At 54.0% G+C, this 25903-nt stretch carries 29 protein-coding genes; all 29 read right to left on the bottom strand.

The genetic code is table 11. The features are described from left to right. Position 1: 1 nt before the first annotated feature. Positions 2-1474 (bottom strand): restriction endonuclease subunit S, encoded by a 1473-nt coding sequence (locus MRX98_RS12795; RefSeq protein WP_246909145.1) that lies wholly within the window; start codon positions 1472-1474, stop codon positions 2-4. Beyond that, on the bottom strand, positions 1471-3468 hold the full coding sequence (locus tag MRX98_RS12790; RefSeq protein ID WP_246909143.1) for an HsdM family class I SAM-dependent methyltransferase: 1998 nt from the start codon (positions 3466-3468) through the stop codon (positions 1471-1473). The genes MRX98_RS12795 and MRX98_RS12790 overlap by 4 nt, the downstream gene beginning before the upstream one ends. 2 nt (positions 3469-3470) lie before the next feature. Beyond that, on the bottom strand, positions 3471-3935 hold the full coding sequence (locus tag MRX98_RS12785) for a hypothetical protein (RefSeq protein ID WP_246909142.1): 465 nt from the start codon (positions 3933-3935) through the stop codon (positions 3471-3473). Then, on the bottom strand, positions 3932-5281 hold the full coding sequence (locus MRX98_RS12780; protein WP_246909140.1) for a restriction endonuclease subunit S domain-containing protein: 1350 nt from the start codon (positions 5279-5281) through the stop codon (positions 3932-3934). Before MRX98_RS12780 ends, MRX98_RS12785 begins: the two co-directional genes overlap by 4 nt. Next, positions 5278-6606: an N-6 DNA methylase gene (locus tag MRX98_RS12775; protein WP_246909138.1), complete on the bottom strand. Its 1329-nt coding sequence runs from the start codon at positions 6604-6606 to the stop codon at positions 5278-5280. The genes MRX98_RS12780 and MRX98_RS12775 overlap by 4 nt, the downstream gene beginning before the upstream one ends. Positions 6607-6691: 85 nt before the next feature. Further along, positions 6692-7201, bottom strand: a complete 510-nt coding sequence (locus tag MRX98_RS12770) for a gamma-glutamylcyclotransferase family protein (RefSeq protein ID WP_246909136.1) — start codon at positions 7199-7201, stop codon at positions 6692-6694. Next, complete coding sequence (locus MRX98_RS12765) at positions 7198-7995, bottom strand: class II glutamine amidotransferase domain-containing protein (RefSeq protein ID WP_246909130.1); 798 nt, start codon at positions 7993-7995, stop codon at positions 7198-7200. Before MRX98_RS12765 ends, MRX98_RS12770 begins: the two co-directional genes overlap by 4 nt. Beyond that, positions 7980-8321: a hypothetical protein gene (locus MRX98_RS12760; protein WP_246909129.1), complete on the bottom strand. Its 342-nt coding sequence runs from the start codon at positions 8319-8321 to the stop codon at positions 7980-7982. The genes MRX98_RS12765 and MRX98_RS12760 overlap by 16 nt, the downstream gene beginning before the upstream one ends. After that, entirely contained in the window at positions 8318-9280 is a 963-nt protein-coding gene (locus tag MRX98_RS12755) for an amidoligase family protein (protein WP_246909127.1), read from the bottom strand. The genes MRX98_RS12760 and MRX98_RS12755 overlap by 4 nt, the downstream gene beginning before the upstream one ends. Positions 9281-9527: 247 nt before the next feature. Next, positions 9528-9785, bottom strand: coding sequence for a VrlD (locus tag MRX98_RS12750; protein WP_246909120.1), 258 nt, complete (start codon positions 9783-9785; stop codon positions 9528-9530). 13 nt (positions 9786-9798) lie between these two features. Continuing rightward, positions 9799-13359 carry a DUF4815 domain-containing protein gene (locus MRX98_RS12745; RefSeq protein WP_246909113.1) on the bottom strand — a complete coding sequence of 1187 codons (3561 nt, stop codon included), beginning with the start codon at positions 13357-13359 and terminating at the stop codon, positions 9799-9801. A 15-nt stretch (positions 13360-13374) separates the two neighbouring features. After that, on the bottom strand, positions 13375-13908 hold the full coding sequence (locus tag MRX98_RS12740; protein ID WP_246909111.1) for a hypothetical protein: 534 nt from the start codon (positions 13906-13908) through the stop codon (positions 13375-13377). A gap of 10 nt (positions 13909-13918) precedes the next feature. Continuing rightward, the gene (locus MRX98_RS12735) at positions 13919-14380 is read right to left on the bottom strand and encodes a hypothetical protein (protein ID WP_246909109.1); all 462 of its coding nucleotides are present in this window, start codon (positions 14378-14380) and stop codon (positions 13919-13921) included. After that, positions 14367-14498, bottom strand: coding sequence for a hypothetical protein (locus tag MRX98_RS22045; protein WP_281432337.1), 132 nt, complete (start codon positions 14496-14498; stop codon positions 14367-14369). Before MRX98_RS22045 ends, MRX98_RS12735 begins: the two co-directional genes overlap by 14 nt. Positions 14499-14503: 5 nt before the next feature. After that, entirely contained in the window at positions 14504-15493 is a 990-nt protein-coding gene (locus tag MRX98_RS12730) for a hypothetical protein (protein WP_246909105.1), read from the bottom strand. Positions 15494-15503: 10 nt separating this feature from the next. Beyond that, positions 15504-16097: a hypothetical protein gene (locus MRX98_RS12725; RefSeq protein ID WP_246909103.1), complete on the bottom strand. Its 594-nt coding sequence runs from the start codon at positions 16095-16097 to the stop codon at positions 15504-15506. 9 nt (positions 16098-16106) lie between these two features. Further along, positions 16107-17681 carry a phage tail protein gene (locus tag MRX98_RS12720; RefSeq protein ID WP_246909101.1) on the bottom strand — a complete coding sequence of 525 codons (1575 nt, stop codon included), beginning with the start codon at positions 17679-17681 and terminating at the stop codon, positions 16107-16109. After that, positions 17681-19090, bottom strand: coding sequence for a baseplate J/gp47 family protein (locus MRX98_RS12715; RefSeq protein ID WP_246909099.1), 1410 nt, complete (start codon positions 19088-19090; stop codon positions 17681-17683). Before MRX98_RS12715 ends, MRX98_RS12720 begins: the two co-directional genes overlap by 1 nt. Positions 19091-19182: 92 nt before the next feature. Beyond that, positions 19183-19596: a GPW/gp25 family protein gene (locus tag MRX98_RS12710; protein ID WP_246909097.1), complete on the bottom strand. Its 414-nt coding sequence runs from the start codon at positions 19594-19596 to the stop codon at positions 19183-19185. Beyond that, entirely contained in the window at positions 19593-20483 is an 891-nt protein-coding gene (locus MRX98_RS12705) for a hypothetical protein (protein WP_246909095.1), read from the bottom strand. Before MRX98_RS12705 ends, MRX98_RS12710 begins: the two co-directional genes overlap by 4 nt. Before the next feature lie 10 nt (positions 20484-20493). Beyond that, positions 20494-21510 carry a hypothetical protein gene (locus MRX98_RS12700; RefSeq protein ID WP_246909093.1) on the bottom strand — a complete coding sequence of 339 codons (1017 nt, stop codon included), beginning with the start codon at positions 21508-21510 and terminating at the stop codon, positions 20494-20496. Continuing rightward, on the bottom strand, positions 21507-21812 hold the full coding sequence (locus MRX98_RS12695; protein ID WP_246909091.1) for a hypothetical protein: 306 nt from the start codon (positions 21810-21812) through the stop codon (positions 21507-21509). The genes MRX98_RS12700 and MRX98_RS12695 overlap by 4 nt, the downstream gene beginning before the upstream one ends. Positions 21813-21822: 10 nt before the next feature. Continuing rightward, a complete protein-coding gene (locus MRX98_RS12690; RefSeq protein WP_246909089.1) occupies positions 21823-22089 on the bottom strand; it encodes a PAAR domain-containing protein in 267 nt (88 codons plus the stop codon). After that, positions 22086-22454, bottom strand: a complete 369-nt coding sequence (locus MRX98_RS12685) for a hypothetical protein (RefSeq protein WP_246909087.1) — start codon at positions 22452-22454, stop codon at positions 22086-22088. Before MRX98_RS12685 ends, MRX98_RS12690 begins: the two co-directional genes overlap by 4 nt. Positions 22455-22465: 11 nt before the next feature. Beyond that, complete coding sequence (locus tag MRX98_RS12680) at positions 22466-23515, bottom strand: phage baseplate assembly protein V (RefSeq protein ID WP_246909085.1); 1050 nt, start codon at positions 23513-23515, stop codon at positions 22466-22468. Continuing rightward, the gene (locus MRX98_RS12675) at positions 23508-23927 is read right to left on the bottom strand and encodes a DUF1353 domain-containing protein (RefSeq protein ID WP_246909083.1); all 420 of its coding nucleotides are present in this window, start codon (positions 23925-23927) and stop codon (positions 23508-23510) included. Before MRX98_RS12675 ends, MRX98_RS12680 begins: the two co-directional genes overlap by 8 nt. After that, positions 23920-24297, bottom strand: coding sequence for a YcbK family protein (locus MRX98_RS12670; protein WP_246909075.1), 378 nt, complete (start codon positions 24295-24297; stop codon positions 23920-23922). The genes MRX98_RS12675 and MRX98_RS12670 overlap by 8 nt, the downstream gene beginning before the upstream one ends. 8 nt (positions 24298-24305) lie before the next feature. Beyond that, on the bottom strand, positions 24306-25571 hold the full coding sequence (locus tag MRX98_RS12665; RefSeq protein ID WP_246909062.1) for a phage late control D family protein: 1266 nt from the start codon (positions 25569-25571) through the stop codon (positions 24306-24308). A 64-nt stretch (positions 25572-25635) separates the two neighbouring features. Continuing rightward, positions 25636-25857 (bottom strand): LysM peptidoglycan-binding domain-containing protein, encoded by a 222-nt coding sequence (locus MRX98_RS12660; RefSeq protein WP_246909060.1) that lies wholly within the window; start codon positions 25855-25857, stop codon positions 25636-25638. Positions 25858-25903: the final 46 nt, after the last annotated feature.

Genomic DNA, 25903 nt, shown 5'->3' with positions numbered 1-25903 from the left:
ATTAAATGCCCTCCAGTTCTTTTTCGATATTTTCCCAAGTCGGGGCTTTGAGTTTGCCAGACAGGATGGCGTCGGTATCTAAATGGCCCTTAACCAATTTGTCCGTTGCTTCTTTTGCTTGGCTTGAAATCTCGAAGGACTTCTCACACAAAATTTGAAATTGAATAACTCTTCTACCAATCTGATTCTGCTCATCTTTGCTTAGATGGGGAAGACTGAAGGACTCTATATCATCTGGATATACGCGCCTTTGCACGCTTCCTCGTGAATATCGTTCACTTTGCATACGACCGAAAATAGAATTCAAGAACAGGCAAAGATATCCCGGATGGAAATCATCATTTGCCCTTATAACGGTAACATCTCCTCCCGCAGACATTTTTCCCCAGTGAGGCAAAACGATTGCGGCATCACCATGAGGTGAGCAGATTGAAGAGTAGACTATATCCTTTGCCTGGAGCTTGCCGACATGATTTCGATAGATGTTTGGTTCTATTTTTATTGCAGCTTGTGTATGTGATATTTTGTAGGGCTTTATATCTGTTGTTAATAAGCAAGGAATATTCCCTGCATCGCTACGCTTGGGAGTCGAAGAACGGAATATGCTTTCACAGGCAGAACCAAAATCAATTGTTCGTAAACCTATTTGTGTGAAGTGTGAATTAATCTGATAATATTTTGGCAAATAGAATTCTGCGGCGATGCGCTCCTGTAATCGATTTAGGTCAATAAAATTTGATTTTTCATTCGATGCGGCAAATGAGCTTGTTAGAAGTTTTTGGTCAAACATCTGATTTGCTTCTTTAAGGAGTGCATCAGCTCTTCGTCTGCATTCTTCAGCAAGCTTCAGCTGTTTCCCAATAAATCGCTGAACCTTCTCATCCGGCAATAAAACTGGTACGTTACGCAATTCTTCATTGCCGATAAATTCCACGGTTGTATTTGTTCTTAACCGAGACCTCCACTTGACCCCAGATTTACTCGATAGGTAGCTAGTTAAATAATAGGGATCACAGCCTTTTGTTTTAGAAAAGAAAACTGTTCCGCTTACTAAGGCTAACCTATTATTTTCGGACACATAGACAGTGTGTTGATTTGGCCCCTTAACCTTTATTAAAAGAGCTCCAGAAAATAGTTTTCCTTTTGGGTATCTATCAGCCATCCAGCTTTCGACATATTTAACCCGACTCCAATTGATACTCATTGTATCGCCATCTAAATCAACTCCTGAGATGAACGGAATTGCTTCATCAGGAATATTTGGTTGCTCAAAAGTCGTGGTTTTTTGATATAGAATTCTCCTTGGAGAATCTAAAAGATCACCCAGTAGCACTTTTTGATTACTGCGAAACCTACTCAACTCCTTATCTAAATCGTTGTATCTTTCATCATAATAGGACGCATCAATCCTGCCCTTTATTTCCTCGGGAGGGACAACCGCACAGGAAGGTGCTGTTCTTAAGATATGACTCATCTCGTTCCCTCCAGCTTAGAATATTCGTGTGCAATAGTGACGAGGTCATTACCTGCGGGATCAGGCATTTCTGTTTTGCCCTTTTTCAGATATCCAACATGATTGGCAACGCCCATAAAAACCGAACCCTGTTTTTCAGAGGCATGCTTTTTCTTTTGCAGATAAAGGAAGCTGGTCTTTGCGCCTGTGCCTGAGATTGCAAAGGTCTCCGTAGGCAGGCTGACAACCGCTTTCAGGATAGCCTTACCTCCTAAAAATTCGCCGGTCTCATCATCTTTCGATCCCATGATGTATTCACGGATATAGGCATCACCCGAGTTGCAGAGAATGCCGTCCGGAACGACAATCAAGAGGCGTCCACCGGGCTTCAGTAATTGCAGGTTGCGATCCACAAAAAGCGCAGCTGGGTCTGATTTATCTTGTTCTTTTCTCTTGCTGCGATCACCTGCCTTCCATTTCCAGCCAAGTTCGAGACCTAATTCATCCTTGCGCATTTTGGCCATACCAACCGGATCATCATACTTTCCAGAACCGAAAGGCGGATTGGTCAGAATCAGATCGAATTTACCCACCAGCTTATCCACATGGTTATCCGTAATGGAGTCGTCGACTTTCAGCAGCTGGCTGTGGTCCTCTCCATAGAGCAGCATGTTGATGCGTGCCTTCTGGATGCTGCCTTCTGCCTGATCCGCCCCAAAGAAGCTGTGGCGCTTCATCTGGCTAAGCCATGCCAGCTTGTCTTCGTCGCTGTGACCCACATGCTTGTCATCAAGAATGCGTTTTTTGATCTCGCGTAGTGCGCCCACCAGAAAACGGCCAGTACCACAACAGATATCCCCGCATAGAAAGGCGGGCAGATTTTTTTCATCTTTACCGGGACTCCAGCGCTCCTGCTGATCCTTATCACCCCGGCGAGCCCAAAGCTCGGCATCGGTGATGTCATGGAAAACCATGTGGGTCATGCACTCAACCACCTGTGAAGGGGTCAGGTAGGTAGCCAAGCCCTCGTTGCTGGCATATTTGCCGCGAAGGAAGACATCGAACGCCCAGCCAAGAAGGTCTTCGTGGATGAGATGCGCCCTCATCATCCGGGCCTGTTCGCCATTACCCACCAGTTCCTTGTCCGGCACTGACAAACGGATAGGCTGACCATCGCGGTCGCGCAGATCCATGGAATCGATTGCCATGGCGAGGATATCGGTGTTTTCAAGTTTCAGCGGCTCGTCATAAGCAAAAATGGTGTGAACTTCACCGGTAATGTCCTTGGCATTGTACTGCGGCAGATTGTTGATCTCCCTGAAGGCATCTTTCAGTTCGATGACAGCCTTCTTCCCATTCTTTTTTACATACTCGGAAGAGTAGATCTCGGAGAACAGCTTGCCCTTACCAGCACCGTCCTTGATCTTGTAGCGGGGTGATTTTTCAAGATGAATGCGCAGAAACAGAAGTTTGCCCAGTTCATCGATAGCCGCATTGGTCGGCTTAACGCCGCCCCGGGAGTAAATGGCATCATGCAACTGGTCGAATTTGCGCTGGATCGCCCGGAAGTCTCCACGGTGATACTCAGCGGAAAGATCCTGAAGCAGACGGGAACGGGAATCGGAAATCGGCTTGGCAATCTCTCGCCATAAATCCTTGCGCGGCAGGTCGGAAATCTGGGCGTCTTTTTCCAGATCAAAGACAAAATGATTGTCGCCATCCCATACCCAGACAAAGCGGAACGGCTTGCCTTCATCCGCACCCAGCCCGGCTTTGAACTTGGCGTCATCCTGAATGGAAGGACGGGCGGCATCGCCGGGATCTGCTGCCGCAAAAAGAATCACCGGCTCGTCACCATCCATCGCCACCAGATCCGCAGTGGCATCCATGCTGCCGTCGCCAAACGGATCAAACAGCTGGAAGTCCTCAATAAGTTTTTCGTAACCCAGTTCGGCAAGTTGCTCCCGGGCCTGTCCCCGGAGCTTGCCCGGTGCATTGTCTTTTTTCTTAGCCATAATTATCTATCCTCCTGCCGGTTGGGCCGGTTAAAAACATTCGTATTCATTGTCATAAACTGAGACCGTAAAGCCTGCTCCACCGCCGGTGCGCTTAGCCCGGTTGTTTGGGTTACCGCCGAAACTACATTGCTGATCAGATCGCCTTGTTTTCCGACTGTCCTGAAGTATTGGATCGCCGCATCATGGATCACCTCCTCATCGGACTTTCCGCTGCCGCGTGTGGTCCATTTGGAGCTGGCCAGATAAGGAACTTCGTCTTCCTTCACCATAAAACCGTCGCAAGGTTCCGCTGGTGAAGAGGCTTCCTTGTCGATACGTTCAAACTTCGGGTTCAACCGCAACAACAACAGGGCGCGTTCGGCACCACCGCACTGATTCAGGTCGGGTATTGAAGCCGCAATGGTCTCCGGTGTGGCGGCACCTTCGCGGTTTAGATATTCAATCATTTGGGATGCAATACTCATTGCTTCATTTCCTCCCGTAAAAACTGCTCAGCAAACTCCAATACATGGGCTTTTGCGGTCAAGGCTTCACGCCTTCTCTCGAAGGCCCGGGCGACACGACTGTCAAAATCTTCCCGCCAGATCACCGACAATTTGGGAACCAGCAGCGAATCCAGATCCTTTTTGCTGATAAAACGCTGCACGGCCCCAGTGGCAAGGCTGTTCAATTGCGCCCGCACAATAGGGTGAGTCATGGCAATGGTGAAATACCTTGGCGTTTCAGTGAAGCGCAGAGCGGTAAACGTGGCACTTCCAAGAATCCTGCAGTCTTCGGCCGCCGTCTTTTCATCCAGATAGGCCACTTGTTCTCCGTTACCCGTTGTGCAGATCAACACGTCCCCGGGATTCAACGGCTGCCTCATTCGGGGTGAAAGGTCGGATAATCGGCAGGTTTCCACGCTTTCCACCATCATGGTGTTTTCGTTGATATGCTCGGCTTTCACAGCGCAAACCTGTTCATCCTCGTCAATCCCTTTCAAGGTTGATGGAACCGTTTTGGCTACCTGAAGAAGATGTGTAACGCTGCCACTCTCCAGCAGCTGCTTCCGGAGCACCTCATTTGCGCAAAACGCAACATCCCATCGGCCAATCAATTCCGTTTTCCGGATCTTGAACTGGCGCATGGTTATCTGCATCTGTGTCTTGCGATCGATCTCCGCGTGGACAGCCTGTACAATCTGAGACAGTTCTGTTTCCGACTCCTGGCTCAGGCGTGCTGCATCGTCATAAGCCTTCTTGATTTTGTTTTGCAGTTCTCGGCCCGGAAGCGGGATGGGAATTCCGGCAATATCTTTAAGGCGCAATCGTCTTAACGCTGTGGCAGACCGCCTGTAGGCGAGATCTTTCAGAATCCTGCCCATGGTGGGTGCGGACAGTATGGCCGCCAGATATTCGGGTACAACGGCCGACTTCGGGCGCATGACCGTGATCTCGGAAGACACGGTAATATCGTCAAACCCCTCGGGCATAACCGCTGCCCTGAAAGGTTCGGCAGCCTGAGTGAACAGCACATCCTGAGGCTTTACCGCCGTCCACTTGGCGGCCTTATCTATTGACGCATATTTCAACCCGGAAAAATGGATATCGCATGCATCGAGATTGCTGAGACGCAGCATCGGGATACCTGCTTCACATGAGGTCAATCGTGAGCCGTCGGCAAAATAATCAAGCAGGTCCCCCAACTTGATGAAGCTGTCGTAGTTACCGTTTGTAATGGTCTTTACTGTCTTCTCACCAAGGTAAAACCGGGGGTCGAGGCGGTTGCCTTTTTTGCGAAACTTTTTCAGCTGGATCACGGTACTTCTCATGCGCGATCCTCCGGATTAAATGCCGCTTTAATGGTTTCAATCGTGGCAGCAATTACATCGCTGTCGAAGTCTTCCTGCTGTAATTCGGTCATTGAGATCGAGTAATCAGCGGGAATCTGTTTGGCCTTTTTCATGAACAAAATAGAGCATCGAATGCCTGTGCCGGAAAAACAGAATCCGGGCGGCAAGCTGACGATGCCAAGAACCTGCACGGAATCCAACAGCCAATCCCGGAAAGCCTTGTGGCTTGCTCCGGATAAAATCCCTTCCGGCAATACGACTGCAATTAGACCATCCGGCTTACACTGATCAATGACCTTGATTAAATAAAAGTATTCAGCGGGATATTTCTTTGACGCTGGATTACCTTTAAAAAAGGGACTGGTTAATGCGGCATCCTTTTTCAATTGTATTGATCTGCCGAATGGGGGGATCAATACAACGGCATCCTTTTTCTTGGCTGGTTTACTTTCAAGATAGCCATCATCGATGAAGGAGGCTTTGGGATACAAAACCTGCAACAGGGATAGAAGCTCCTGATTCCCATTCTCCAGAACGACTTCACCATTGCCCGAACCGGACAGAATTGAAAACTGAGCGCCTACAGCAGATGTAACAAGCGCTATTGAGTTTGCGCGTTCACCCATAGACTGAAAAACCGGAGACAGGGCCAACGGCAATCCTTGTATGCATTTTTTATCATCGCTTGCTCGTGCCACCCAATCGGTCAACCGGGCTGACTCTTCGGGTGTCGCTGGCTTCAGTCTAAAGCCAGCAAGGACGGCACACAACTTCAAAACGCCTTCAGAGTTGATATCTGCATCTTTCAGTTTGCCTTTGATGCTCGAAATCAAATCAGAACACTCATCAACCGTTCCAGAGATAGAGCACGCCCACGCATCCTCTTTTCCTGCCTCTTCATCAGCAATTCGGGCAACCAGAAGATTCGACGCAACAGCATCGATAGCCTCCCGTTTTTTCACGCTTTGCCGCAGGAGGGTCGAGAGATATTCAAAAACATCCTGCGATGGAAATAGCCCTGCCTTAACAGGTCTCAAAGCGCGAACGGGATGCAGCCCGCCTGCCTTTGGGGGTGCTTCATAGAACGACAGCGTCGAGCCGCCTTCAGCCACAACAAAGGATACGCCCTCGTTAGAAAGCAAAGACAGGTATCGATCAGAGACAGACCCACGCTTCGGAGACACGACAACACCCCGTTTTCCGGCATACTTAAACTCCGCATCAATAGACAGGCGACCCACGCTCGCATTATCCAGTGGGGTAACCTCAATGCCTCTTGCCTTTATGTATTCTTGAGCTTTCATATAATCTCCGTGTCACATACTCACTTTTACATTACCCAATATACAAACAGAGCCCGCCCATGTCAAATAAAATTTTATCACACAATCACATTTCTATTAACTTTTCTCCGTTCCACGCAGAAAAAATTCTTTTTAATCTCGGATTTTCAGGTGGTTGCATGGTGTACAGCCAGACGGGCCGGATCAAGTCGTTGGTCTTTACCGCCACCAGAACGCGCTTATAAACACAGCGGCCATTGGGATCGAATGCCTCGAGCCGGTCAATGGGCGGCAGATCGAAGCCGGGATTGGTGAAGGTCATCAGTTCCCCGTGGACCAGATCCCAGTCGCCTTCTGGTCGGGCCATGCCATATTCAGGCAGCTCGATGGCGTTCTGTGTTCGGGTATCGGCCAATGGATCATCGGTACCGGTGGCCAGCACTGAGCTCTCCGGGACCTCCAAGGCCGGGAATCCCGCTGGCAGCTGGTAGAGCCTTCCCCAAGTGGTGGCGGGTTCGATGCCGATGGCCCGGGTGCAGAACCGGTCAAAGTTCCAGAATCCCTTTTTGAGGGTTCCGTAGACAAAAAGCCGGAGGTGGTTGTCGTTATTTTTCATGCTTTCACTCCTTCGGGCAAGGTTCCTTTGCGTTCCTGACAGACAAATTTGAATGGATGGCTCTGCCACTCTTTGAGGGTTTCATGGCGGAAGGTCAGCATTGTGAGCGGCGGAATTTCCAGCTCGCGCCAGCCACGCAGGTCATCCAGAGCGGCTTCGATGTATTCCGGTTCCGAGGCGTAGAGCACCGCCCGGTGTTTGCGGCTGTAGCGCAGCGACAGCGGCTTATTCCCCTTGATGACGGTAATGGCCCCAGGATCGAGCCGTGAGGCCAGCACGGCGCTCATTTGGCCCCGACACAGGCGCAGGGCATTGCGGAAGCCTCTGCCGTCGATGGTTCCGTCGGGTGCAAAGCGGTCGGCCAACCGGAAAAGCAGTTCGCTGTCCACCTCGGCATAGCGCGGTAGCCCGAGTCTGCGGAACAGATAATTGGCGTTGTAGATGGTGCCGTTATGAGTGCCGATAATGATGCCGGAACGAATGGGGTGATTATTGCGGCTATTGGCTTCACTGCCCCGGGTGCGCCAGCGGGTGTGCCCCATGAGGATGGTGGTCTCGTTATCCACCTCGGCCATCAGCTCGTGAAATGTCGATTCCCTGACCAGCCGGTGTGCCCGGATGGGACGCTTGAAAAGACGGAAGTCGCCGTCGGTCCGCAGCCATGCTATGCCGCTGGCGTGAGGACCACGCTCCTCACTGCAGAGCAGCATGCGGATAAAAACCTCGTTCAGGTATTCCCGCTCGGCAATGCGGCGGCGTTTTTTGCCGAAGATGATGCCTACTTGTCCGCACATAGATCATCCTCCTTGTCAAAGGTGTCCTCCGGCGGCAGGTCGATAAAGGCGTCATCCGGCAGGAACTCCACCAGCCCATGCTTTCCCAGCAGAGTCAGGAATTCGGCGGCGGCCGCTTCGGGATCTTCGGGCAGCTGGAGTTTTCGGTCTGGCTGGATGCGGCCAAGCACCCCGTGCATGTAATCACGGGCGGTCGCTTCGATGGTGAACGGTGTCTGGCCCTTCATGATCTCCACCAGCTCCGCGCAGTTTTTACCTTTCAGAGCGATGCCATCAGCCTCGAGCGGTTCGCCGTCGAGTGTCGTCGAGTGGATCAGAATCTTCATGATTCACCTCCTAAAACAGAAAGGCCGGGATTAGACCCGGCCTCTGTGGTTTGAATGGTGGTTTCGGTTTCATCCGGTTTGGGACGACCTTTCTTGAAGGCCGCGTCACCGGGCATGTTTTTCATCAGGTGTAATCGGGCGGTTTTGAACTCATCCCCGATCAGGCCGAGATGGAGCAGAAAGACCCGGAAGTCATACTTAGCGCTTTGCGGATCGAAGTCCCGCTTGCGGCTGGATGCGGCTCGGCCGTTGAGCGCCTTGGCGGCGATGCCCAAGCAGAACTGCAGGTAGGCTTTAATCTTTCCGGCATGTAGGGTCGCCTCGAACCAGCGGAACTCCACCGTGCCCCGGTACCAGACGTTGTGCAGGTTGACTCCGTGGTAGCGAGTGTTGTCGTAATGTTGCGGCTGGTTGTTGTGGTAGCCGTACCAGATGCGGTTCAGCTGGGCCTTGGTCTTGGGCCGGTGCCTTTCGATATTCCGGATCAGCTCATCACTGACTGGTCGGGTGTAGCGGCGCAAGCGGTCGCTGTTGATCCCGAGGGCATGGAGGATCAGCGGTTCCTGTTTGTAAACCACCTTGGCAAGGTTGCCCAGCTTGCGCCCGTCAAAGGGTTCGGCGTCGATATGGATGTGGATGCCGCACTGGCTGTTGATCTTTCCACCGGCCTTGCGGATGGCCCGGGCCACCTCCTGCAGCTGCTCAAGGTCGTCATAGGCCAGAACCGGACTCACCAGCTCCGCCCGCAGGTGGGATGGCACATTGGTCAGGGAGGCGTCGTTGACCACCTTCCATTTGCGGCCCCGCAGGTCTTCCACTTCCCAAGGGTCGTAGCTGGCCGGTTGGCCGATATGCCTGACATGGCCGCCGACCACCGAGTGGATTGCCCAGGCTATCTGTTCCCGGGTGCGTTTTACGGTCTCGATCTCGATTCCGTATCTGAGTTCTCTTAAATCCATTCACAGTCTCCGTTGTTTCGGTTTTTAACTCGTTGCCGGGCTTGTGTTTAAACCCTCAGCTTACATGTGAATGAATGCTTTAATTCCGTCAGAAAGCAAGTAGAAGAACAGACAGATTCGACATTTAACACCTTTATTTTCAACATGTTATGATTCTTGAGGCGTTCGGGCGGGCACATCAAAAGAAACGCCCCGAAAGCATGCGGGCTCTCCGGGGCGTTGGCTGTTTTTCACGGATGGGGTGGGCTCAGGAGTCCGGGCTGCTACCCGTGATCAGGCTGGTATGAATCTCCTTATTCAGGGTTTCATCCTGCTTCATCTTATCCAGAAAGGCGGTGCAGGCTTCAGCCTCATCGAGCGGCAATCCGAGTTCCTCTTCCAACCGGCTCAACCTGTGGTGCAGGTTTTCAATCAGATTGAAGGAGTGATCCCGGACCAGTCCTTCCCGTTTTTCCTGTGGAGACGGGATGAATTCCGTCATCCCGCCACGGCGTTTAACGATCATCTCGGGACCTCCATCAGCTCAGGGTTGCACCGAGGGTGTGAATCCTCGGATAGGTCAATACGGTTCCGGTCAGCTCAGCCTTGTAGCGCACCTTGTTGCCCTGCGGATCGCTAAAGGTTCGGACCAGCGTGTATTCGGTCCAGTCTTCATCGATGGGCCGGGTGTCGTCGATGGTCATGGCTTCCCATGTTTCACCGCCATCATTGGAGGCGAACCACTGAACACTGGTGCCGCTGGGGATATCCATCTGGGTGTAGACCTTGGTGGATTCCACACCCTGCGTCAGCTCGTTTTCACGGGTCAGGTAGGTCCCGATGGTATTGTTGAGGTAGCCGATCAGGTTGACATCCCGGAAGTTGAGCGCCGGAGTGTCGTTTCCCATGCCGGTACTGAAACGCACTCGAACCAAGACGCCATTGGCCAGATTGGGCAGACGCTCTTCCTCGGCCGGAACAACCGCATCCCACGTCGCGCCACCATCGGTGGAGTATTCCCAGATAAGGTGGGTGCCTTCCGGGATGGCCGAATATTCATCGATGTTCAGATCAGAGAACTGCACACCGCTGACCGGCTGAAACTGGACCGTGCCTTCGTTCTCGAACTCGTAGCCATAAAGTTTCATAGTGAGGTCTGAGCCGTTGAGCGGTGTCCAGGTCTCGGCATTGGAGCTTTCCAGAAGCACACCTTCGGCATAGGTCTGGCGGGTGATGATGCCCTGACGGCCGGTCTTGCCGAGTGTGGCGGTGCGCACCTTGTAGTTGGTGCTGTTGGTCAGCAGGACCACCGCATAGCTGGTGTTGGCTTCCGCATAGAACGGATCATCGAAACTGATCTTGGTTTCACCGCCGAGATTGATTTCCGACGGAGCTATCACCTTTTCAGCAAAGATGGTGTCGTTTGGCAAACCGGTGGTGACGCCGCGAATCTGAACCGTTACCGGAATGGATGCGTCACGCTCGGTGAACTGAATACCCACTGCAGACAGCACCCGATTTTCGGTAAAGCTGAAGGTCTGCGCCAGCGGATCACGACGGACAAAGATGGTGCGAGTTCTCCAGACGGTACGCACCACCGGCACGCGGACGATACGGGTAATGATGTTGGTCTGAATAAAGCGCTGAATACGGGTGATCACCAGCGGATCATTGATCTGCAGGCTGGCCCGGGCCGTGTACTGACCATCTGCCATTTCCACGATACGGTTGCCGTTGCGGGCTTCCGTCGGCACCGTGAAAGAGGCGGTCACGCGTCCGGCATCATCGCTGACCAGATTGCTGGCCATGACACGACCGTCACAGCGCAGGATAATCCCGGAGCGATCCGGCGTAAAGTTGATGCCTGTTACCGCAATGCCGGTCTGCCCACGGCGGCCGATATTGGGCGTGACCTGAAGCATGGCGGGCGGCTTTTCAAAGACCGCATACGGGTTGATGTTGCGTTCCTCGGACCAGTCGCTCTGTTCGAGCACCACCTGTTCCGATCCGGGCAACAGCGCCAGACTGCCGAAGAAGCTGGCATCGCTGCTTCCCGTATCTACCTCGAGGGGATTGGAAATGGCCGAACGATCCGGAGAGGCAAACTTGCTCAGCTCATTGACCCGGGCATCCCACTCGGCGTGATAGATATCCGACTGGGCCGTATTGGAGAAGTCGTCCGAGTAGATGCCTTTCTTGGATTGGGCGTCGCGGTTCTGCAGCTCGTTGTTCATCTGATACTGGGCATCGTTGTATTTCAAATCCTCCACATCTTTGATGATGTCATGGATCTGATCCATGGTGATGCGGGTGAGCCCGAAATTGCGGATGGTCATATCGGTGGAATTGGGCGGGCAGTCGATGCTGCACAGTCCCAAGGTATCCTCCGGAACGATCGGCAGCTTGGGAAAGTCCGCCGGAGCGCCTTCGAGTCTTTTGATCTCCCGGGTGGTGGCGTAAATGATGTCCTTGCGGCTGAGGTAATAATCATAGTCGATACTGCAGTTGGAGCCGTTGACCGGTTCATCACCCAGCGCTCCGCGACCGAAGTTGACCACATTCAGGTTGCCCGGCTCGATTTGAGTGGTGGACATGGAAACCGACGCCGAGCTGCTGGCCGGAGGATTTGAGGCCACAGGTTCGTCCACCGCATCATCGATATAAAAGATGGCTTCGCTACCCAGCTCCTTGATGCGCTGGAAGTCGGTTCTCGAGCCATTGGTCGTGGCCCGGTAAACCCGGTAGCCATTGGCACCGTTGACCGGCAGCCATGAAAGACGATTCATCTCTCCGACCAGAGTCATTCTCGAAAGAACGCTGCCGGAGTTGAAGGTGGTTTCACCCGAGCCATCAAAAGCGGTCACCACATAATGATAGGTTCCGGCTGTCGGATGGGCGGTAATACCAAACCAGCCGCCATCCACATAATCCTCGCCTTTGATCATCTGCTTGGTGTAGGTCCAGCGCACGGTGTAGGTGGTGCCGATGGCCGGTTCATTTCCGGAACCGATCCAGTCCACATGGTTGCCGGACTGCTGCCAGTCGATGCCTTCCTGAAAAATGGTGGCACCCTGACTGACCTCCAGAATATCGACCACCGGATTGGGATCGAGCAGATCTTCTCCGCCGCCGACCGAGCCACGGGTCACATTGGCGGTCATCTCCACAATGGCTTCCACCTGCGTGGTCTCTTTGAGCGGTGTGGAGTTGACCGGATAGCGGCGCTGGCTGATGTTGTAGGTTTTCTGCTCACCACGCACCGACTTGATGGCCACCGACTTGGGCACCAGCGTGGAGGTCGGCAGATCCCGCTGATGACGGAAGCCCTGAATGTAGGCCCGGCCCGCGTTGGTGATCACCTCGACGTCGGTATCATCCACCGAGCCGATAAAGCTGTCGAATCCGCTGACCAGATAGCTTCCCGCCTGATCGAAGGTCCGCTCGGCAAGGTTCTGCAGCAACGAATTGAGACCTTCGGCTGCGGCAAAGGAGAGCTGATCCTCGGTAATGGAGGAAACCGTAATCCGGCTGCCGGGAAGCGTGCCCAGCAGGTCGCGCAGATACAGATTGGATTTTTCCTGCACCGTCGCCGTAACATCGCCGGTCTCCCGGTCGAATTTGTAAATCGGCACCACCTTGCGCTCGGTCACGTTATTGGGAAGCGTCAGGCCGGTGGTGTCGGTGGTTTTCAACGCCAGAACCCATTTCTCGCGCTCAGCGGTGGGTTCGCCCGTAGCCGGATTAATCAGCGACGGGTCCTGTGTGTAGCCGTAATTGTATTTGAGCAGCTCGGCATAGACATAGTCCGCGCCGCTGGTGGTGGCGGGGTCATAGGTCAAAGTGGCTCCGGCGACCGCTTCCACATGGCCGTCGATGTAGATCATGCCCGGCGTCAGGGTAATTACGTTATCCTGCACCGTGACATCGAGACCGCTCAGAATCGACCCTTCCTTGAAAAGGATATCAGCAATCTTGCGGCGCTCGAGGTTGATCAGTTCCTGCTGTTCATTCAGTTCCGAATCGAGCAGATCCCGGTCCTGATGATAGCGGATGCGTTTATAGTTCTTGGCGGGATCGAATGTATCTCTTGAAATACTCATCTGTTTTACCTCCGGTTATATTTTGATGATCCCGACCAGCTCCACGCGGGTATCGGAAATCTTGTTGAAATCTGGAATGTTCTTCACTTCGTACAGGTAGCCCGGGCGCAGCACCTCTCCGACGGGGTTGGTGTCCTGATGAAACACTCCGCCCATGGCCAGATCACCGCTCGCGCTGGCCACATACTCGACGTCACCGCCGAAAAAGCCGTATTCACGAATGGTGATGCCGTTGGCCTCGGCCTCATCAAAACGAAAGAAGATGCCGATGGTGTTGGTCTCTTCTCCGGTTTCCAGATAGCGGACACCATTGACCACCAGCGCACCTTCGGCGTCCTCCTTGAGGAAGGTCCGTTTGTAGAACCGCTTTCTGGCCCGCTCGTTTTTGAGAGCCGTCTGCTCGATATCCGGCGCAGGCGGATTCTGCGGTTCGGTGAATGTTTCATCTCCATCCCCGATGGCGCAGTGGGTTATGCCTTCCACCGCCTGTCCCATCAGGAGCTTTGCCGTCAATACACGGCCTGATTTGACTATGAGTCCCAATGCCATGGTCTTCTCCTTATGTTTGAATCTCGTGTTCTTCGTTGATAATCACATTGAAAATGGTCAGCCCCGCGTCGGCGGAACGGCCAAACTGCTGCTCCAGATGCTGGGCGGTATCGGCCGTCAATGCCTGATAGCCGCTGATCCTAAGAGCTGTATCCAGCATTGCCTCCCGGGGATGCGTCACCCGGACGGCGGCAAAAGCCAGCTGTTCAAATGCCTGCGGGATAATCAGCCAGGTATCGGCATCCCGCTCGATGCGGCCCGCCACAATGACCTGATTGTCAGCCACCGTTGAACGCTGGTTTGAAGCCCTGACAGAGGCATCTGCCTGAATCACGACGGTCCGCCTTTGATCTCGGGGGCCGAACAGGTCGAAATAGGCTCCCTGCACAGGCGGCAGGTTGACCTGAAATTCGGGGCTGCGAATGCCCCGGATAACGGCAGGTCTGATGATTGCTCCCTTATGCACGGCCACGACGAATCCTCCCGGTCATCTTGAATGCCTGTCCCTTGTTGAGATTTGCCAGCGGCTGCGGAACACGCCGACCTTTCACTTGGGTTGTGGTTTTGATTTGTCCTTTAACAACAGCCATGAGCCTTACTCCTTAATTGCACACCAGCCGCCGCCGGAAAGGTTGAACACCCGATAGGAATCCGAGCCGATTTCAACGGTGTCCTCGGAGGCCACGTTGGCTCCGCCGGTGGCATAGATTTCGATGAGTTCCCCACGCAGCTCCTGATAGCTGTCAGCGCCATTCATGCTGACCAGCCATGGGAAAAGAATGGTGGTGTCGTAGCGGCGTTCGGGATCGGTATCGCTTTGCAGGTTGCCGTGGGCCGCACCGCAACGGCCGCGTTGTCCGCTGGCGGAAGTCCAGCCGTCGAACTTGTTCACAGCGTAAAAGGTGCTTGGCATGTTGTAGTAACCGGTGATGACCGGCTGCGGGTCCTCGCCAATTTTGGCCCCGGCCGCAAAATCACTGACGAGTGTTTCAATGGTCACGGTATTGGGCGTGGCAACCGTATCGATGGCGGTAATTTTGATCCGCTCGATATTGGCATCGTCTTTGATGATGTAATGCTGATCGGGTGTGAAGATCGATGCATCGTTGACCTGCGTCACCATGGCACTGCCGTTGACAATCGCTGCTTGGGTGATGGCAACAGCCGAAGACCAGAACCGTTTGATGGAACCGCTGTAATGGCCGTAGTAGGTCGAGACAATCTTGCTGACGATGAATACATGATCGAGGTCGGCATACAGCCAGTAAATAAAATCGGCGGTGTCCTCCGCTCGGATATAGTTATAACTGCTGGAAAACCCTTCGTTGACAGCGGTCTGCGTGGTGTTGTCCCAATACTGGAAAGCGGCCACTTCAATGCGACCGGAGCTCTGCCCGATCTGAAAACGCAGATAGATATCTTCCGCTCCGGATTCCCCGACAGACTTGAATACATAGTATGGCCGTGCATCGGCGGACTGGTCGTCATGCAATGTCCAGCCAACGGTGGTGACCAGAAAATCTTTGATCTTGTTCAGCAGGTCCAATCGGCCGCTGGCGGTTCCCTGAATACTTTGATAAGCCATGGTTCACTCCTTATAAAACGGGGTTCTCTGTTCCGGTGAGGCGCAACTTTATGTCGATCTTGTTCTGGACAGGAGTGCCCGAAAGTACCGTGCAGCGACGCCAGAAAGAGATGGTCTGATTGTGGGCCTTGGCTCCGATGTTGAGCGGAGCGCTTTGGGTGGCGGTATCGAGTTCGGCCTGCGTGAGCGCGAGCTTGTACCAGACCGATTCATCGGTTTCGAACTCGTCGATCGGGTCCACCACCAGCCCTGTATAGTCATATCCGGAATAGACCGGCGCATCGGCCGCGTGGGATGCTGCCACGGTGTTGGCTACGGCGCGTCTTACGCTCAGATTGGTGGTTCCGCCGCCGGAAAGGATCTGCATCTGCTCGGTGCCGATCACAATGTATTCCGCATCGGCAAAGCGCGGTTCGGTCAGTTCTATGTCGGTCTGGATGTCATCGATCGGTGCGGCGAGCGTGGTTTGTTCATTGGCCACGAAAATCTGCCGGTCTTTGATTTCTCCATCCGTACCGTTGTAGTTGTCCGCATCCGGATTGCTGAAATCGCCTTCCGAAATCTGCTGGGTCAACTGTTCATCGAGGTATAAGTGAATTGCCATAATCTCTCCTTAAACAGGCCATTGGGTTACTTGATATTTGTTCACGGCGCTCTCTGTTGCGGCTTCCTGCGCCTCGCTGAAATCCTGTTGACGGAACAGCCATCGGTAGGAAGGCTCGGTGAACCGGAAACCCGCCTGATTGAGTTTCATCCGTCCGATGCGGAGCGGTCGGGTCCGATCCACGGAGAGGCGTAAAGAGGTCGTGTTGAGGGCGCGTTGGTTCAGGCTCAAAGGCACGATCCGTGGGCGTTGGAGAGAACCTGTATCCACATAGACTTCAAGCGATGCCCGTTCTCCGGTGAGGTTCGCATTGGTCAAAGTCCGGTTGTTGAGGACATTCGCGTTGAGCTTGAATACAGGCCCTCTCCGACGCCAGCGGTTGATCAGATCTGATGCTTCGGTGACACCGGCTTTGCATCCGGCGGCGGCAACCAGCAGCGCACTGCTGTGTCCGCCCTGAATGGCATTGATGACCACATCGCCGTTGAGCGGTGAGCGGCCCAGTTGGAAGCATTGCCGGTTTCTCGCTTCGATGTTGAAGCCGAAAGCCTGTCTGTTCTGCAGGGCTTCCGAAGCCTCCGCCTGCAGAATTGAAAAGAGGTCTTTCTGCCGAAAGCAGTAAAGGGTTTCCGCATCGGCAAAGGAAAGTTTGCGGCGGTTGAGATGATCATCCGAGAGGTTGAAACCGGATTCGACAATATCGGTGAAATAATCCCTTCCGGTATAGATCGGGTTGCAGAAGGACAGCCTGTCCTCACGGATGGAGGTATTCACCAGCCGTCTTTCGTTGAGCGGCCTGTAATTGAGGCGCATCCTGTTTTGACGGCCATGAAAACGGGAGACCTTATTGGCGGCCCGGTCGATTTCCGGAACCATCTCAACAGTGCTGGTCAGCTGCAGGTAATCGTATATCCGCTGCTTGTTGGTCAGATGGCGACAGGAGCCGAGACGGCTTCTTCCCAGCACGAAGGTTTCATCGAGAAAAGCCAGAACCACACTGCGGACATGGGCGGCGTTCTGAAATTCCAGATCGGCACCGATCTCCAGAAACGTGGCCAGCCACTGCAGAAAAAACGCCCGAGTGCCAGCCGGGTGATGAAATGACAATGCATCCCGTACACCTTCGGCCAGGTTGAGACTGTGAACCCGATACACTCCGAGGCTGAACACATTGCCGGGGAGTTTTGCCGAGCTCAAACGGGAGCGGGAATTCAAACGGAGGGCGCTGCGGAAGGTTTCTTCGATCTGGCCCTCCCAGCCAATTGATGCAAGGCTGCGATCGATGGCGGGGATGGTCCCTTTGCGCCGGTAGATTTCAACCGCCTCACGAATCAGACGACGCTGGTTTTCCGGCGTGTCCGTGCCGTCATAGCGGTGGCCGACCAAATACGCGAGCAAGGGCAGAAAACGCTCGTCACAGCGCTCCACATCAAAAATGTCGGGGAACCTGTCGATGACCTCCTTGATCTCATCGAGCGTGCCTGCCGGGAGTGAAAGCAGAGAGCGAAGGTCGCCGCTTTCATCCTTGTGCTCATACAGCGGCGGCAGCAGGTCGATGAGGTTGTTCTGGAACCAGTCCGCCACTATTCGGCCCTCCGCATATTGAGATTGACCGTTCCGAGAACCGGTATTTCACCGCGCCCAAGTTCCACATCCAGCTGGGGCGTATAGAGCCGAATGTGACTGACTCCCCGAACACCATCGATCAGGGCAATGAGATCGGATGAATGGATGGTCTGGCCGAAGCTCACCTGATCGAAAGCGAAAAAATCTGCCAGAGCTGATTCGATTCGACTGCGCACATTTTCGAGTGCTTCACCCGGCCATGCATAAACTTCACAATCGATATGAATGGGCCGGTACACCGGATCGAACAGCTTCACTTCGACGGTGATCACCTTGCGGCGTTCCAGATATTCAGCCAGATCACGCTTGAGCAGCCCGGAAGGCATGCCGCCGCCATTGGGGGCGATGGCCAGATGGACGTTGTAATAACGGATGTTCTGGCAGTCGTTGGTGTCGAGCACCTTGGCTTTGGCAACTCCGGGATAGCCCTCGGCAAGCGCCTTGTAGTCCTGAAGCGTTACCGCCTTCCAGAGACTGCGCAGTTCGGCCGGAGCCTGATTGCGTGCATGTTGAATGGTCTCCCGGGATAAGCCGCCGGTAGCAGCCACCGGATTGGAGACGGTCAAAGGGATTTGAGCACCGTCGTGATAGACGGCTGACAGAAGCTGCGTGATGCGGCCCGGACCGATATTTCCCTTGGCTCCGAGACTTTCGAGCCAACTCACTGAAATGGTTTTTCCGGTAGCGGGAACCGCTCCGGATTGGCCATCACCAAAGAGAATGGAGGTAATATCCAAGGCATCCGTGTCGGCCATGAAGTGAAGGCTGCCGCCGTCGCTTTCCTGAAAATGGCGAACCTCACTCCAGATATCATCATCGATAAAAACACGGATGGTTGCCTGGGCGATGGATACACCGCTCAAGTGAAAACGCTGCCAAGGCTTTCCGGTGGCTTCCAGCTCCTCGGATTTGCGGATTCCCTGACGGGCATAAATATCGACGGAGAGTTCACCACGAGGAATGAAGGCATCATCCACGGTTTCAAAATCGGCCTTGCCATCTTCAAGCAGCGCCCGGCACTGAGTTCCGGCCGGAATCGGCAGATCAGCATCGAGAGGAGCAGCCAGTGAAAAGCGGATGGTGGTTGTGGAAGAGACCGGCGTATCGAGCTGATAGCCGATGAGCTTGCAGAGATTGATCACGTTCTGACGCTGGCGTGCTGTGGGCAGAAATGCCTCGGCAGCCTGCGCATCGAGGTAATAAGCCAGCATGTCACCGACACCACAGAACAGTTCCAGCAGAACAACTCCAAGGTCGGAGTGATTGAAATCGGTCCAGCGGTCCGTCAGCTGCGGCACTTTGGCCAGCAGTTCCTGCCGGATTGATTCGTAATCCTTGTTGATATATTCAATGCTTGCGCGGCCCATTGTGCCTCCGGTTCGTTCGTCGGTTTTAAGCGGAGCGATAAACTCCGCACACGCCGATTACTTACCGGAAGCAGTCTGGAAGTGTCGGAGGTCTAAGGAAGTTCCCGGAAGAACGGGTAAACGAGGTTTCCTTCGACCTGAGTCTGGATGACCCGATAGGAAATGATGACAGGCAGTTGGTTGAGGTCTTTGTTGCGGGCGGAATCGTCGAAGGACACGTCGGTAATGACCACACGTTTTTCCCAGCGGCGGATCGCATCGATGACATGATGGCGGATGAGACCTTTAAGCACTTCATCATTCTGCTCGAACACCAGATCTTTCAGTTTCGAGCCGAACTCAGGGTTCATGAATCGCTCACCGGGCCTTGTCCCAAGAATCTGAATGATGCTTTCCCGGATATGTTCATGCTCCCGGGAGGTCGATGTGGAGACTTCGGCTCCACCGGATATGGATTGAAAGTTCAGAGGGAATTTCAGCCCTGTACCGAGAAAATCGTAGTTCATAGATCACGCTCCTCACATTCAAGATTACAGAGCCCCTGACAGCTGATGGAGCCGCCATTTTCACCCGAGCCATCATCCGGAAAGCGGACAATCAGACTGGTGCCGCTTTTCATGGAGAGATGAATGGTGCCGCCGCTCTCGATGAGGCCGCCATGCCCGCTCTCTTCACAGGAAAAACCCTTGGCTCCATCGGCCAGAATTCGGACGGTGATGGTCTCGCCGACACCTTCAATTCGGGCAATGCCGAGGATATCGATGCTGCCGGAGGGATTGATGACGGACAGTGTTTTCAACTGATGGTCGAGCAGCAACCTGTATGGGGCAAGCTCGATGCTGAAGCGATGTTCGGTCAATTGATCCACTTGGGCCGAGATCGGGAGGCCCTCGATTCCGGCCTGTTCCACCGTGGTTTCTATCCATTCGGGCACCAGTTCATAGATGCGGCCGGGACTGACTTCCACGGAGGTTGCCGGTCCGGGTGTAACGACATGGGGCTCGCCATCGACAATGACCGAAATGGTGTGGTCATCGTTGGTCTTGAGGATCATGCCATCAGACAGGGTAAACAGTCGATTGCCGTCCGGCAGGTCTTTCACCTGACTTCCTTCGGGAAGCGAGGCAAACGGATAGAAATCAGGCGGCGGCTCGGTCGTGACTTGATCCATATAATCCTGTGTATTCTGAATGTGTGCTTCCAGCGCTTCCTGTGCCTGCTGTTTCAATGCTTCTGATGCATTGTGAGAGGCTTCGATAATGGTCTTCATGCCTGCGATTTCAGCTTTGATCCCCGCAAGCTGCAGCGCCATGTCTTTGAGAATGAAATGGTTTTCGCCGGAATCGGTCTGTTCGACCACGGCTCCGGCCTGAGGTTCTTCTATGGATATCATGGGCGTTCTCCTAAATTCCTACGCTGCCCGGATTCGACTCAAACTCCATCTGGTTGAGGGCGGTGATCGCTCCGGTGGTTCCGTTGATTTCAAATACATTCCAGACGGTCCCGGGTTGATTGGGCACATTGAAGGTGTATTCCCGGCCGTCGTAATAAAACACTTTCACGGTCGCGCCTGATCCGGCCAGACCTGTACTGGTGCTCGAGTTGCGGTTGGTGTAGTCGTGAACACTGTAGCGATAGGTTCCGGCCACCAGCCGATGCATGGTGATGGTCTCCGGCCCGTAAGATGAGGTGTCATCCACATCCAGCTCGCCGCAATCCTGCACATAATCTGTCGAGTAATAGACATGAAACGTGCCGCCACCCGGACGGGGACCGCGCAGGTGAGAATCAAGATCCCGGGGATTAAGTCCCCACTGCAAAACGATGCGGGCCACCTGTCCGTTGAGTTCCGGGGAGAGCACGATATTCTGGCCGGAGCTTCCTGATTCGAGGACGTTCAGCAGGCCATGGGCATCGATATAGTTGGGCGTGCTTGCTTCGTAAACATAGAGTCCTTCGAACAGCTCCATTTCATACTGGCCGGAGGCATCGGTGATCTGCTGCGCCACAATCGGACCTTCCTCGCTGCGCCGTATGGTTACCAAAACACCTGCAAGCGGTCGGGCGTTGAGCGCATCCACAACAGAACCGACAAGATGAACACTGGTGCCCAGATCGAGCAAGAAGTCGGGATGATTGGCGAACCACGACGGATCACGGACCTCGACATTCAAATGGCGCAGGCTCTGCCGGGCATCTGAACTCCACGCCATAATCATGGCGTTGCCAATCTGCAGCCCGCTGACCAGAAAGCCCTCGTCATCCACATAGGCCACGGCCGGGTTGGATGAAATGAACTGCGGGTTCAAGCCACTGCCGCGAACAGATAGCGGGATGCGCTGCTCGAAATAAGATAGCGAGAGTCGGATGCTCTGAGGATAAATCTCCCAATAGGCCGGAATGTCGAGTTGTTCGGTCATGAGGGCATTTCTCCTCCACCCATTGGCGTACCGTACACTTCAACTTGAACATGGCGAACACTCAGGCGGTCATCCGAGCGCCAGACCATGACAATGGCAGCGCCGGGCTGCATACCGCAGATCACATTTCCCGCTTCATCCACCTCGGCGACATCGCTGTTGGAAGATTCAAACACCGGTGATTCAACAGAGCCCCGAATGGAGAGCGGAATGGTTTGCGGCCATTCAGAAGTAGAGACGCGGATCAGCTTGGGGAAAACGTCCCAATATGGATGTGTCGGTATGGTTGATTCTTCCGGCATGCAAATTTCCTCAATTGTCTATGGTGTTCGGGCTGCCCGCAACAATCACTGCTCCGCAGGCGGTTATGTCGCCGATTCTGGCGTTGGGGCTGCCTTCGGTAATGGTGGTCATGCTTCCGGTAACAATGGGCGTGACGCCATGTCCGGGGATTGGGCAGACGTGCAGGTCGCCCATACGAGCCACCGGTATGCCGTTCACCATGGTTCGGACGGCGGATGTGACAATCACCCCGCCGTGACTGCTGACATCTCCGAGACGTGCCTGTGGTCCGCTCATGGTTTCAGCCTCAAGGTTAAATTGATCAGATAGCCGACAAGCCCGCCGACAGCGGTGCCGATTCCCAGTGTCAGCCCGACAATTTTCCACATGGTCTCCGTACCCACCTTGCTGCTGACCCGGGTGTGGAGCCGGTCAATCTCCTCAGCGTGGCGGTGCAGGTCTGAATTGATGCCGCGAACCAGCACCTCGACATTCTCCTTGTCAGATTTCTTTTCGATTTCCCGTTCGATCTTCTCCAGCCGGTCCTGAATTTCACGGCGGTGGTTTTCCAGAATCCCTCGGAATTCCTTGCGCCATGCGTCGAAGGTTCTGGCGAGCATCTCTTCGGATGCGGTCAGCCCGGGTTGTTTTGAATCACTCATGCAATGTTCCCTTATGTGTTAATCAATACTTGGTTTGTCGATTTGATGATGATGTTGCCGACAACACCATCCATGAAAATGAGGCTTCCCGCCTTGTCGGTTGCGCTGATGCTTTCCGTTCCCGGAGCCGCGTTCATTCTGACCACCTGTCCGGCTTTGTCGGTCAGACGGATCTGTTCAGCGCCTTTGGTGGAGTCGATCAGGATTTCCTGCGTACCGTTGAGTCCCCAGATGTGAACCTTTTCCCGGCCTTTGGTGGTATCAATCAGAATCTTTTGCCAGCGGGAACGGCCCTTGTCGCAGGAGAGGATGTGAATCTTTTCCTTGTCCTGCCATGCCTCCAGCAGCACCTGCTGACGGCAGAGGTCCGTGAGTTGGACCCGGGCTTTTGATCCGACGATCTGTGAAGCGATATCCAGCTGGTCGCCTTTTTCAGCATCCTTGGTACCGCGTCTGAGGGCGTTGCCACTCTGCATTTCCGGTTTGACCTTGGCTTCCATGGTGAGGATCTGACCGGCCCGGTCGATCAGGCGCATCATTTCATCACCATCACGGTCATCGGCCAGAATGGTGTGCCCGGTTTCCGTCTTCATCAGCACCCTGAAACGCGGGCAGTAGTATTCCGGATGGCCATGGTATTTCCGGTGTTCGAGATTGTCGTGGGGATTGCTCTGGTGCTCCAGCTTGTCCTCGCAGTCATGACAGAAGGCATTGCTGCAGGTTCGTTTGGATTCCTCCGGCTGTTCGCCGGGATTACTTCCCGCGAGCCAGACTCCGGTCCAAATCGGATATTGAACAATGCCGCCTTCAAACTCGGCCCAAACCGAAGCACCTTCTTCAGGCACGAGGAACATGCCGCAATCATCATTGCCGCCATACGGAAAGCAGGGAGATGCCCAATCCGACCAGTTTTCGCGGCCCGTACCCAACACTGCAGGGATTTCGAGCCGAACCCTACCGAGCCGTTCCGGATCATTGTTGTCCCGGACAAAAGCCCGGTACTTGCCGTACCAGCGGTTGCGGTAGCGTTCTTCTGTCTGTTTATCGGAGGTTTCAAGCATGGCTGCCTTCCCTCCGGCGGCTGTCATTCCAAGCATTCCAGCCACCCACGCGAACAGCCCAATACATCAGTCGGCGTTTCCATGCCGGAACACCGAGCTTGGTCATCAGGTCGAGAAATATGCGGTCGGCTTCAACTCGGGTCACCAGTCCGGTGTGATAGAGAAAGTCATGCACAACGGCAGCCGGAGAATAGCGTCCCCATGGCGGCACAATTCGCCAGAACAGACGCGGTACAGATGCAAAATCCGTTTCAAATCCGGCAGGCACGATAATGGTTCGGCTGTCAGAGATCCTGACCTTGTAGTCTTTGATCAGACGGGCACTGCGGCCATTGGGCAGCAGTTCAAACTGCAAAGGCCCGTTCAGTCCGATTCCCGAGCCGACGGTGACGGTCTTTTGAAACTCAGTCATTACGCCACCTCGCTTTCCCGGTTGTCCGGACATCGAGATGGACCCATGACGGATAGATTCCGATGCCGCCTTGTTGAAAGGCCGGAATGGTTTCCGCTGCACGAGCCAGGTCTTCGGCTGTCAGTCCATCCGGGCAGGCGACATCGGCAGCCATTCCCAAGGTGTGAAAACTTTGGGCTGCTCCACCAACAGACTCATTGTGCCGGTTACAGCGAAAGCCGCTGGTGATGCTCAACGGCAGGTTCAATTGATCGCGCAGTGTCTGAATCGCCGAAATCAATTCGGGATGCACCGGAGCCGAATGCCCGCAGCAGTTGGTTCCCTTGCAGGCAAATTCGGACCGGCTGAAATTTTTACTCAGATCTCCCATGGTTCCTCCTAAGAAACAGCACCGGAATCCGCATTGATGGTCACCATGGCCGGTGGCTCATTCTGCGGGGTTGCCGGTGCTTCTTTATCGTTTGGTTTTCCCTTGGTCTGGGCGGACTTGTCTCCTGCACCTTTGCCAAGGGCGTTCTTTTTGAGTTTGATTTCACAGGAATAGCCGGATGAACCGATGCTGTGGCGAACCGAGTGGCAGTAGTAAATGCCGGAAAACTTCCGGCCCACGCCTTTCACTTCGAGGTTCTTTTTGGCCCGCAGTGAGGGAATGCCGATGGTAGCGGCGGTGGCCTCCACCTGTTTGAGTTCGGCCTCTCTGAATTTGCCTTCGGCTGTATCCTGAGCAGGCTCCTGTGCCGGTTCTTCATGGAAGGCTTCGGAGCGCTCGTAGGCGGGAACGACCTGTCCGGTTTCCTGCTCTTTGAAGCTGCCTTCACCGGTATTGCCATCTACCAGATAAGTCTGCTTACCCAGCGAGGTCCGTTCGGGAGTTGTGGCATTGTTGGCTTTATGTTCCACCACATCCTTTTTGCGTGGATCGACACCGACTGATTTGGTTTCGACCCCGGCTCCTTTGGCTCCCTGTGATTGGGTCGATGGTCTGAAAGAACGCAGGACGCCTTTACGGTCGGTGAAATATTCCAGCGTCAAAAGCGGAGCCTGTTCCAGTTCCCTCGGATGGAAATGGAGCTCATCGTCCTGAATGAAAAAGGAGTAGCCGCTGACACCCTGACCATCCCGGTCACGGGCCTTGGTTGCCAGTTCTTTGAGAAAGACGGCGTCGGACTGATTGCTCTGGGTTACGCGAAGGTGGTGGCCCTTCGTGGGCGTCACGACCGGCTTGAGGCCATTGGCGGAAGCGATCTGCTCGGCAATTTCGGAGTAGAGAATGCCCGGCGCAGGTTTCTGCCAGACCTTCTGGTTTTCTTTTCCGGCCAGCTTGAAGCCTTTGTCGTAGGCTTTGATACGGATGGTGGGGTCGCCGTTTTCAGGGAAATCGTAATCGATGTCCTTGATGACGGCCTTCTTGCGTGGAGAGAGATTTCCCACATAACCGAACCGGGCAATGATCTCGTTGCCTTCCTGAAAAAGCGAGTCATCTACAAACTGCAGGTTGCGGTTAGTGATGGACAGCTCGAGGACATCCAGTTCCTCTTCATTGTCGGTGAAGACAAAAGAAGTGATCTCCTGAGTAATATCCTTTGAGAGCGATTTGCCCTCTATCTGAATCAAAAATGTCGGTTTGAATGTATCGAGTTCCATGCACGTCTCCGGCTGTTCGCAGTTCACTGCTTACATACCGGAAGAGCCGCTGGAGTGTCGGGGCTCAGTCGAGAATGTGCATGCTGACGTGGTCCATGGAAGGGATGCGAAGCAGCATGCCCGGCGTCAGTTCAAGGGGAAAAAAGATGTCGTTGTAATCACAGATGAGCCACCAGAGCTTTGCCTCTCCCAGATACCTGTGGGCCAAAAGGTCCAGCCGGTCACCGTCGGTCACGCTATGAAAGCGGTCATCGAATCGCGGGGATGTATCGATCGGAAACCGCATGCCAAGGGAATCACCGTCACTGTCTCTATACCGGAGACACTTTGCG

Source organism: Desulfatitalea alkaliphila (assembly GCF_022968795.1).
In the GTDB taxonomy this organism is placed as follows: domain Bacteria; phylum Desulfobacterota; class Desulfobacteria; order Desulfobacterales; family Desulfosarcinaceae; genus Desulfatitalea; species Desulfatitalea alkaliphila.
This window is presented reverse-complemented; position numbering and strand designations above follow the sequence as displayed.

Excerpts from the sequence above, each read along its gene's own strand:
- MRX98_RS12795 (WP_246909145.1), bottom strand. The coding sequence starts at position 1,474 with ATGAGTCATATCTTAAGAACAGCACCTTCCTGTGCGGTTGTCCCTCCC.
- MRX98_RS12790 (WP_246909143.1), bottom strand. The coding sequence starts at position 3,468 with ATGGCTAAGAAAAAAGACAATGCACCGGGCAAGCTCCGGGGACAGGCC.
- MRX98_RS12785 (WP_246909142.1), bottom strand. The coding sequence starts at position 3,935 with ATGAGTATTGCATCCCAAATGATTGAATATCTAAACCGCGAAGGTGCC.
- MRX98_RS12780 (WP_246909140.1), bottom strand. The coding sequence starts at position 5,281 with ATGAGAAGTACCGTGATCCAGCTGAAAAAGTTTCGCAAAAAAGGCAAC.
- MRX98_RS12775 (WP_246909138.1), bottom strand. The coding sequence starts at position 6,606 with ATGAAAGCTCAAGAATACATAAAGGCAAGAGGCATTGAGGTTACCCCA.
- MRX98_RS12770 (WP_246909136.1), bottom strand. The coding sequence starts at position 7,201 with ATGAAAAATAACGACAACCACCTCCGGCTTTTTGTCTACGGAACCCTC.
- MRX98_RS12765 (WP_246909130.1), bottom strand. The coding sequence starts at position 7,995 with ATGTGCGGACAAGTAGGCATCATCTTCGGCAAAAAACGCCGCCGCATT.
- MRX98_RS12760 (WP_246909129.1), bottom strand. The coding sequence starts at position 8,321 with ATGAAGATTCTGATCCACTCGACGACACTCGACGGCGAACCGCTCGAG.
- MRX98_RS12755 (WP_246909127.1), bottom strand. The coding sequence starts at position 9,280 with ATGGATTTAAGAGAACTCAGATACGGAATCGAGATCGAGACCGTAAAA.
- MRX98_RS12750 (WP_246909120.1), bottom strand. The coding sequence starts at position 9,785 with ATGATCGTTAAACGCCGTGGCGGGATGACGGAATTCATCCCGTCTCCA.
- MRX98_RS12745 (WP_246909113.1), bottom strand. The coding sequence starts at position 13,359 with ATGAGTATTTCAAGAGATACATTCGATCCCGCCAAGAACTATAAACGC.
- MRX98_RS12740 (WP_246909111.1), bottom strand. The coding sequence starts at position 13,908 with ATGGCATTGGGACTCATAGTCAAATCAGGCCGTGTATTGACGGCAAAG.
- MRX98_RS22045 (WP_281432337.1), bottom strand. The coding sequence starts at position 14,498 with ATGGCTGTTGTTAAAGGACAAATCAAAACCACAACCCAAGTGAAAGGT.
- MRX98_RS12730 (WP_246909105.1), bottom strand. The coding sequence starts at position 15,493 with ATGGCTTATCAAAGTATTCAGGGAACCGCCAGCGGCCGATTGGACCTG.
- MRX98_RS12725 (WP_246909103.1), bottom strand. The coding sequence starts at position 16,097 with ATGGCAATTCACTTATACCTCGATGAACAGTTGACCCAGCAGATTTCG.
- MRX98_RS12715 (WP_246909099.1), bottom strand. The coding sequence starts at position 19,090 with ATGGGCCGCGCAAGCATTGAATATATCAACAAGGATTACGAATCAATC.
- MRX98_RS12710 (WP_246909097.1), bottom strand. The coding sequence starts at position 19,596 with ATGAACTACGATTTTCTCGGTACAGGGCTGAAATTCCCTCTGAACTTT.
- MRX98_RS12705 (WP_246909095.1), bottom strand. The coding sequence starts at position 20,483 with ATGATATCCATAGAAGAACCTCAGGCCGGAGCCGTGGTCGAACAGACC.
- MRX98_RS12700 (WP_246909093.1), bottom strand. The coding sequence starts at position 21,510 with ATGACCGAACAACTCGACATTCCGGCCTATTGGGAGATTTATCCTCAG.
- MRX98_RS12695 (WP_246909091.1), bottom strand. The coding sequence starts at position 21,812 with ATGCCGGAAGAATCAACCATACCGACACATCCATATTGGGACGTTTTC.
- MRX98_RS12690 (WP_246909089.1), bottom strand. The coding sequence starts at position 22,089 with ATGAGCGGACCACAGGCACGTCTCGGAGATGTCAGCAGTCACGGCGGG.
- MRX98_RS12685 (WP_246909087.1), bottom strand. The coding sequence starts at position 22,454 with ATGAGTGATTCAAAACAACCCGGGCTGACCGCATCCGAAGAGATGCTC.
- MRX98_RS12680 (WP_246909085.1), bottom strand. The coding sequence starts at position 23,515 with ATGCTTGAAACCTCCGATAAACAGACAGAAGAACGCTACCGCAACCGC.
- MRX98_RS12675 (WP_246909083.1), bottom strand. The coding sequence starts at position 23,927 with ATGACTGAGTTTCAAAAGACCGTCACCGTCGGCTCGGGAATCGGACTG.
- MRX98_RS12670 (WP_246909075.1), bottom strand. The coding sequence starts at position 24,297 with ATGGGAGATCTGAGTAAAAATTTCAGCCGGTCCGAATTTGCCTGCAAG.
- MRX98_RS12665 (WP_246909062.1), bottom strand. The coding sequence starts at position 25,571 with ATGGAACTCGATACATTCAAACCGACATTTTTGATTCAGATAGAGGGC.
- MRX98_RS12660 (WP_246909060.1), bottom strand. The coding sequence starts at position 25,857 with ATGCGGTTTCCGATCGATACATCCCCGCGATTCGATGACCGCTTTCAT.